The sequence below is a fragment of the Streptomyces sp. NPDC006265 genome, from assembly GCF_040613555.1.
Classification (GTDB): domain Bacteria; phylum Actinomycetota; class Actinomycetes; order Streptomycetales; family Streptomycetaceae; genus Streptomyces.
The window spans coordinates 1-3954 of the sequence record NZ_JBEXSH010000839.1 but is presented as its reverse complement, the minus strand read 5'-3'; the positions used below and the strand labels follow the sequence as shown (position 1 = coordinate 3954).

General features: G+C 68.7%; 3 protein-coding genes and 1 pseudogene. 1 reads left to right on the top strand and 3 read right to left on the bottom strand.

The features are described from left to right. Positions 1-124: 124 nt before the first annotated feature. Together ABZ281_RS41095 and rpsO are read right to left on the bottom strand one after the other, a co-directional pair. On the bottom strand, positions 125-2344 hold the full coding sequence (locus ABZ281_RS41095) for a polyribonucleotide nucleotidyltransferase (protein ID WP_356663058.1): 2220 nt from the start codon (positions 2342-2344) through the stop codon (positions 125-127). 291 nt (positions 2345-2635) lie between these two features. After that, a complete protein-coding gene (rpsO, locus tag ABZ281_RS41090) occupies positions 2636-2923 on the bottom strand; it encodes a 30S ribosomal protein S15 (protein ID WP_003993372.1) in 288 nt (95 codons plus the stop codon). A 265-nt stretch (positions 2924-3188) separates the two neighbouring features. On the opposite strand from rpsO, the gene ABZ281_RS41085 reads away from it, so the two are divergent. Further along, entirely contained in the window at positions 3189-3482 is a 294-nt protein-coding gene (locus tag ABZ281_RS41085; RefSeq protein WP_356663057.1) for a DUF397 domain-containing protein, read from the top strand. A 266-nt stretch (positions 3483-3748) separates the two neighbouring features. On the opposite strand, the pseudogene ABZ281_RS41080 reads toward ABZ281_RS41085, so the two are convergent. After that, positions 3749-3862, bottom strand: a pseudogene (locus ABZ281_RS41080) (hypothetical protein); the annotation flags it as partial. Between the last annotated feature and the right edge of the window lie 92 nt (positions 3863-3954).

Below are 3954 nucleotides of genomic sequence, written 5' to 3'. Positions count from 1 at the left end.
GCGGGGGGGTGGTGGGTCTGGGGGTTGTTAGCGTTGACGTTCTGCGCATTGTTTTGGTTTTGGTCCGGGCGGCGGGCCCGCGCCTCCGAAGAGGTGCGGGCCGTCGCCTTGGAGCGTTGGGACGTCACTTGTCGGCGTCGTCCTTCTTCTCGTCCGAGCCTTCCTCGCCCTCGATCACGGGGATCAGGGAGAGCTTGCCACGGGAGTCGATCTCGGCGATCTCGACCTGGACCTTGTGGCCCACACCGAGGACGTCCTCGACGTTCTCCACGCGCTTGCCGCCGGCGAGCTTGCGGATCTGCGAGATGTGCAGCAGACCGTCCTTGCCCGGGAGCAGCGACACGAACGCGCCGAAGGTGGTCGTCTTGACGACCGTACCCAGGTAGCGCTCGCCGACCTCCGGCATGGTCGGGTTGGCGATGCCGTTGATCGTGGTGCGGGCGGCCTCGGCAGACGGTCCGTCGACCGCGCCGATGTAGATCGTGCCGTCGTCCTCGATCGTGATGTCGGCGCCGGTGTCCTCCTGGATCTGGTTGATCATCTTGCCCTTGGGGCCGATGACCTCGCCGATCTTGTCCACGGGGATCTTGACGGTGATGATCCGCGGGGCGTTCGGGGACATCTCGTCCGGCGTGTCGATCGCTTCCATCATCACGTCGAGGATGTGGAGGCGGGCGTCACGGGCCTGCTTCAGGGCGGCGGCCAGGACGGAGGCCGGGATGCCGTCCAGCTTGGTGTCGAGCTGGAGGGCGGTCACGAAGTCCTTCGTGCCGGCGACCTTGAAGTCCATGTCGCCGAAGGCGTCCTCCGCACCGAGGATGTCGGTGAGGGCGACGTAGTGCGTCTCGCCGTTGATCTCCTGGGAGATCAGGCCCATGGCGATACCGGCGACGGGGGCCTTCAGCGGCACACCGGCGTTCAGCAGCGACATGGTGGAGGCGCAGACCGAGCCCATGGACGTCGAGCCGTTGGAGCTCAGCGCCTCGGACACCTGGCGGATCGCGTAGGGGAACTCCTCGCGCGTCGGCAGGACCGGCACGATCGCGCGCTCGGCGAGCGCGCCGTGGCCGATCTCGCGGCGCTTCGGGGAGCCGACGCGGCCGGTCTCGCCGACGGAGTACGGCGGGAAGTTGTAGTTGTGCATGTAGCGCTTGCGGGTCACCGGGGAGAGGGTGTCCAGCTGCTGCTCCATGCGGAGCATGTTCAGGGTGGTGACGCCCAGGATCTGGGTCTCGCCACGCTCGAACACGGCGGAGCCGTGGACCCGCGGGATGGCCTCGACCTCGGCGGCCAGGGTGCGGATGTCGGTGACACCGCGGCCGTCGATGCGCTTCTTCTCCTTGATGACGCGCTCACGGACCAGGGTCTTGGTCAGCGAGCGGTACGCGGCGGAGATCTCCTTCTCGCGGCCCTCGAACTCCGGCAGGAGCTTCTCGGCGGCGAGCGCCTTGACGCGGTCCAGCTCGGACTCGCGCTCCTGCTTGCCGGCGATGGTCAGCGCGGAGGCGAGCTCCGGCTTGACGGCGGCGGTGAGGGCCTCGAGAACGTCGTCCTGGTAGTCCAGGAAGATCGGGAACTCGCCAGTCGGCTTGGCGGCCTTGGCGGCGAGGTCCGACTGGGCCTTGCAGAGCACCTTGATGAAGGGCTTCGCGGCCTCCAGACCGGCGGCGACGACCTCCTCGGTCGGCGCCTCGGCGCCACCCTCGACCAGCTTGATGGTCTTCTCGGTGGCCTCGGCCTCGACCATCATGATCGCGACGTCGCCGTCCTCCAGGACACGGCCCGCGACGACCATGTCGAACGCGGCGTCCTCAAGCTCGGTGTGCGTCGGGAAGGCCACCCACTGGCCGCCGATCAGCGCGACGCGGACGCCGCCGATCGGGCCTGAGAAGGGCAGGCCGGCCAGCTGCGTGGACGCGGACGCGGCGTTGATCGCGACGACGTCGTACAGGTGGTCGGGGTTGAGCGCCATGATCGTGGCGACGACCTGGATCTCGTTGCGCAGGCCCTTCTTGAAGGAGGGGCGCAGCGGGCGGTCGATCAGGCGGCAGGTGAGGATCGCGTCCTCGGAGGGACGGCCCTCGCGGCGGAAGAAGCTGCCGGGGATCTTGCCGGCGGCGTACATCCGCTCCTCGACGTCCACCGTGAGGGGGAAGAAGTCGAGCTGATCCTTGGGGTTCTTGGAGGCGGTGGTGGCCGACAGCACCATGGTGTCGTCGTCCAGGTACGCCACGGCGGAGCCGGCGGCCTGCTTGGCCAGGCGGCCCGTCTCGAAGCGGATGGTGCGGGTGCCGAAGGCGCCGTTGTCGATGACGGCCTCGGCGTAGTGGGTCTCGTTCTCCACTAGCGTTATCTCCTCGTCTTCGTCCCGTCGCTGCCCGTGTGACAGGGGGACGGTTGCGGAGAAGCGCTCCGGGCTGTGCGGGCCGGTCTTCGATCGAAGCACCCGGGTTTCACTTCCCCCGGGGGCCACTACCGAGGACCGGCGGCGGCTAGGTGCGCCTCTCCTCTTCTTGTGGTGCTGTGTCGTCCGTATTGCGTTGTGCTACCACACTACAAAGCGGTGGTGACACTCCGCACGTACAGCAAAGGGAGCGGTCCCCTTTCCTTCGGGAACCGCTCCCCTCACGGCGTCTTACTTGGCGCCCGCCGCACCGCGGCGGATGCCGAGGCGGTCGACCAGCGCACGGAAGCGCTGGATGTCCTTCTTCGCCAGGTACTGGAGAAGGCGGCGACGCTGACCCACCAGGATCAGCAGACCACGACGGGAGTGGTGGTCGTGCTTGTGGGTCTTGAGGTGCTCGGTCAGGTCCGAGATGCGGCGCGAGAGCATGGCGACCTGGACCTCGGGGGAGCCGGTGTCGCCCTCCTTCTGGCCGAACTCGGTGATGATCTGCTTCTTCGTAGCGGCGTCGAGCGGCACGCGTACTCCTCGTGGTCTGTGATGGCCACCGAGTGCCCCCGGTCTGTGTCTCGGGGGAGCTTCCGTTACTCGGGAGGCGGGGATCCGCTGAGCGCGGCCTCCAGAGCGGCGCTCCGGGGGTGCGTACACAAACGGCCGTCGCCCAGAGTACCAGGCTGCCGGAGCCCTCTTTGCCCTGGTCTCCGAACCTCCCGGCCTGAGCGGAGGGGGCCACTAGGGTGAGCAGATTCGGATCGTTCGTACGTCGGGAAGGGGTCGCTGGGGCATGGCGGAGACGGCTGAGGAGATCAAGGCACGCAAGGAGCGGGAGCGGGACGAGCTCTACGCCCTCGACATCTCCGGTGTCGAGTGGCACAGCGCGCCGGGCACCGAGGGCCACGAGGAGCGGGTCGAGATCGCCTACCTGCCCGAGGGGGCCGTGGCGATGCGGTCGTCGCTCGACCCGGACACGGTGCTGCGCTACACGGAGGCGGAGTGGCGGGCGTTCGTGCTGGGGGCACGGGACGGGGAGTTCGATCTTGAGTCGGCGCCCCGCAATGGGGGGCATCGCCCGGAGTGACGGGCGCGCAAGGGAGCCCTTACCGGGTCGTCGGGCACTCCCGACGACCCGGTGATCGAGCGGCGAGCCCCTGTGCGGCGCTGCCTCGTGGCGGTCGGCGGAGTGTCCAACTCAGCGGGAAACGGGCCTCGCGGCCGCCCTGCGGCCACGACTACGGCGCTGGACGGCGGTCCGGCGCCCCGCTGCGTCGTCCGACGCTTCACGTAGGTGTGGTTGATCCGCCGCCCGGCTGGTCCGGGTGAACACGGAGGGCGGGAGGACGGGGCTCAGCTGGTCATCGAGCGGACTGCCGAGTACACGTCGAACACCGCCAGGGTCAGCGGCACCAGGGTCAGCAGCACGAAGCCCTCGGCGATCTCCAGGAAGCGTCCCCAGAACGGGGGCCGCGTCGAGGGCGTTCGCCGTCGAGAGGTAGACGATCTGGTCGGTGTCGAGGATGGTGGGGTCGGCGCGCAGCGAGCCGGTCAGCTTG